Raw genomic sequence first — 3,973 nt, forward strand, 5'->3', positions numbered from 1 at the left:
CCACCAAGGCGCGCCGGTCGGCCGCCGCCGCGGCCTCCGACCGCGCCATGGCCGGCGAGGCGTCCCGGGACGCGGTGCTGGCGAAGCAGGCCGGGGAGAACGCCCTGACCGCCGCCCGCTCGCTGGACGACGCGATGGTGGCCGCCGACTCGAGCAAGATCGCGATGAGCTCGGCCCTCGCGGCCGGCGCCGACGCCAACGACGCGGCGAACTCCGCCGTCAGGGCCGGCGGCTTCGCGGACCAGGCCGGCGCCCAGTCGGCCCGGGTCCGGCAGGCCGCGGCCTCCACCCAGCGCCACGCCCAGGAGGCGACCCGCGCGGCCAAGGCCGCCGCCGCCCTGCTGGACTCCGCGCGCACGTTCGCCGCGGAGGCCAGGTCCCTGGCCGCCAGCGCCGGGGCCCACGCCCAGGCCGCCGCCCAGGCCGCCGAAGAAGCGGCCCAGCACGCGGGCGAGGCCGCCACCGCCGCCGCGAACTCCAGGGCCCACGCCGAACAGGCCCAGATCCTGGCCAACGAGGCGGCTGCCGCGGTCGACAAGGCCAACACGGTCCGCGACCTGGCCCAGCGCACCGAGTCCGAAGACCTCGCCGCCCGCACCGCCGACGCCATCGACAAGGCGGCCGACGCCCGCGCGGCCTACGACGACTCCGCCAAACAGACCGGCGAGGCCGTCCAACAGGCGCGCCGCTACCAGGACGAGGCCGACCGGCTCGCCCAGGCCGTCCTCAAGCCGGACGCCGACACCGCACGGCTGGTCACAGACGGGCGCAAGCTGGCCCTGCTGTCGGTGCAGATCTCCGGCGACTACGACCAGGCCGCGGCCCGCGTCGCCCTGACCGGCGGCGACGCCGCCGTGCTCGACTACATCCGCAGCGGCCGCACCAAGGCCGTCCAGGCCGACGACCGCGCCCGGGTCGTCCACCTCGCCACCGAGTCCGAGATGGCCGGTGTGCGATCGGCCGCCGCCCAGGCCCTCAAGGGCGACGCCCAGGCCGTCACCGCCTTCCTGGCCACCGGTCAGTACGACGCCGCGGCCAAGGACTACCAGATCTCCGTCGCCCAGTCCTCCAACGAGGCGGGCCCCGGAGTCAAGGCCGCGGCTCAGAAGGCACTGAGCACCGGCACCGTCGACGCGCTGCGCGAGTACCTCGGCTCCGGCCGCTACAACGCGCAGGTCTCCGACGACAAGGTTCTCGCCGCCCAACTGCGCAACGGCGCAGGCCCCGAACTCGACGCCGCGGCACGGGTCGCCCTCGAAGGCACACCGGAGATGCTCCGCGGCTTCGTCGCGGGTGGCCGGTACATGGCCCAGCGCAAGGACGAGCTCACCGGCGCCCACCAGGCGGACATCGAGCGCCTGATCGCCGAGGGCGCGGCCAACGTGGCCTACGCTCAGCAGGCCGCCGCAGAGGCCGCCCAGGCCGCGGCCGTGGCCAACAACGCCCAGACCGAAGCCGAAGCCGCCGCCGGACAGGCCAAGGCGGCCGCCACCAAGGCGGCCGGCTACGCCTCCCAGGCCCAGGACCGCGCCAAGCAGGCCGAAGGCAGCGCCGCACGAGCGGCCACCGCTTCGAAGAACGCCAACGCCGCCAGGAGCACCGCCAACGCGGCCTACGCGAGCGCCCGCTACTCCGTTCAGCGGGCCCGGTACTCCGAGGTCGAGGCCCGGGGTTCGGCGAACGCCGCCTACAGCGCCGCCAACGAGGCCCGTGCCTCCGCCCTGGCGGCCGGCAAGGACGCCCAGACCGCCGCCGCCGCGGCCGCGTCGGCCTTCGACACCGCCGCGATCAAGGGCATCGAGGAGCGCAAGGCGGAGGCGCTGGCGCTGGAGCTGAAGCTGGAGGACGCGGTCGTCTGGGCCCAGCGGGAGTCGGCCAAGCAACAGCAGACCGAAGAGCAGCGCAAGAAGATCGAGGACGAGGACCGCAAGGGCGGGGGCGGACACGACCCGATCGGTGGCGGCCCGTACGACTTCCTCCACCCCAACATTCCATGGCTGCCGGCCCCGTTCCTGGCGCCGGTCGACTGGGCGATCGACACCTTCGTCGGACCGGCCGCCGAAGCCGCGCTCCTCGCGTACAACCGTCTCCTCTCGCTCTACAGCTCGGCGAAGTCGTTGCTGGGGACCGTCTTCCTCGACACCGTCCCCACCCTCGCGAAGCAGGCAGGCGGCTGTGTCCGCGGGATCGTGCAGGGCGACGCCATCGACCGGATCCCGGACTGCACCAGGGATCCGAGGGGCGTCCTCGCCAGACCCGCGTCCAAGCTCCTCGACCTCACCCGCCAACTCCCCTTCGTCGGAAACAAGATCACCCCCTTCCTGGAGGACGCCTTCTCCAGGGTGGGGATCTGCCTGACTCCCAACAGCTTCCCGGCCGGCACCAAGGTGCTGATGGCCGACGGCGGCAACCGCCCGATCGAGCAGGTGAGCCGCGGTGACCGGGTCCTCGCCACGGATCCGGAAACCGGGACCACCACCGCCCAGCCGGTCGACGCGACCATCCAGACACCGGATGACCGTGACTTCGTCGACCTCACGGTGACCGACGGGACGGGCGGCTCCGGCACCGTCACGGCGACCGCCCACCACCCCATCTGGTCACAGAACCGTCAGGCATGGGTCGACGCGGCGGACGTCGTCGTCGGCGACCAGCCACGGACCGCCGACGGGGCATCCGTGACGGTCGCGTCGGTGAGGCACTGGACGGGCCTCCAGCCCGCGTACAACCTGACCGTCCGTGACGTCCACACGTACTACGTGCTGGCGGGCGCCACGCCGGTCCTGGTCCACAACGGTGACTGCGACCGCATCGCCCTGGGACTCTCCGAGTACAACGGAGACAAGTACATGCTCGACAACTTCGGCGACAAGCACGACGCCTCGCACTGGCACCAGTGGTCGGCGGAAGGCAAGGACTTCGAGAAGATCGTACGAGCCGCCCTGTCGCCCGACAGCACGACCGAGATCTACTTCAACCTGAAGGGCATCACGGACGCCAAGGAGTGGGCGAAGACCGCGAACCTGAACAATCCCTACGCTTCCGACCTGACCGCATGGGAACTCGCGATGATGAGGGATGCCCCGCCCTCCGTGCAGAAACGCATCCACTGGTACAACGGCGATGACCCCGCAGACAGCCCGTTCAAGGACTGAGAGAGGACGGACGATGGCCGACCGCCGGCGTTCCCTGCCCCTGTACTTGGACCATGAGGTCATCCTCTGGTCGTACAGCAAGTCCCTCAGGACGCTGGTCCTGCGGGGAAGGCCGGGCGAGGACTACACGGACTACGTGGACCTGGTCTTCGGCGACGTGCTCGCCATGAAGACGGCCTCCAGCTACACCTCGCTCTCCGTCACGGAGAGCGAGGACACCCGGGAGATCGACGCCTTCCACCCGATCCCGGAGCGCCATGCCGGAAAGTTCCTGAAGCTCCGGGTCTCCCAGGGGGACGGCGCGCACGACGGATTCGTCGTCTGCGGAGTCCTCACCGTGCGACACGGCTCGGGCTGGAGCCACCCGCCCGCCGGCGGGACCGGTGATCCACCGGGTCCGAGCACCGGCTGACAGCCCGCCGGAGGAGTGGGGGTCCCGGCACCGTCCGTAGGGCGGTACCGGGGCCTCCCCCGCTCATCCGGACGACCTTCGAACCGGAAGCAGGAACATGCGGGTCACCATCGACGGATCGCGGATCCGAACCGTGTCGGACGTCCACGACGCGCTGGCGGGGCCGCTCGACTTCGGCCCTTACTACGGGCGGAACCTCAACGCGCTCTGGGACCGCCTGAGCACCGATGTCGAGCGGCCGGTCGAGATCGTCTGGGAGGACTCTGCGACCAGCCGTGAACGGCTGGGGGCCGAGGTGTTCGAGCGGATCGTCCAGGTCCTCACCCGGGCGGCCGAGAACGATGAAGGGCGTCCCGACGAGGAACGGTTGACCGTTCGCCTCACCTGATCCGATCGACGGTGGGGG

General features: G+C 71.6%; 3 protein-coding genes. All 3 read left to right on the top strand.

The window, feature by feature from the left end:
* Positions 1-3,155: polymorphic toxin-type HINT domain-containing protein (locus tag ACFU6K_RS33230; protein WP_380669412.1), on the top strand; the 3,155-nt coding region annotated here is incomplete at its 5' end.
* Positions 3,156-3,201: 46 nt separating this feature from the next.
* The gene (locus ACFU6K_RS33235; RefSeq protein WP_380669414.1) at positions 3,202-3,567 is read left to right on the top strand and encodes a hypothetical protein; all 366 of its coding nucleotides are present in this window, start codon (positions 3,202-3,204) and stop codon (positions 3,565-3,567) included.
* A gap of 97 nt (positions 3,568-3,664) precedes the next feature.
* Positions 3,665-3,955, top strand: a complete 291-nt coding sequence (locus ACFU6K_RS33240) for a barstar family protein (RefSeq protein WP_380669416.1) — start codon at positions 3,665-3,667, stop codon at positions 3,953-3,955.
* Positions 3,956-3,973: the final 18 nt, after the last annotated feature.

The organism is Kitasatospora sp. NPDC057512 (assembly GCF_042802135.1).
Lineage (GTDB): Bacteria > Actinomycetota > Actinomycetes > Streptomycetales > Streptomycetaceae > Kitasatospora.

Bases quoted from the DNA above. Each gene is read 5' to 3' on its own strand.
- ACFU6K_RS33240 (WP_380669416.1), top strand. From the start codon at position 3,665: ATGCGGGTCACCATCGACGGATCGCGGATCCGAACCGTGTCGGACGTC.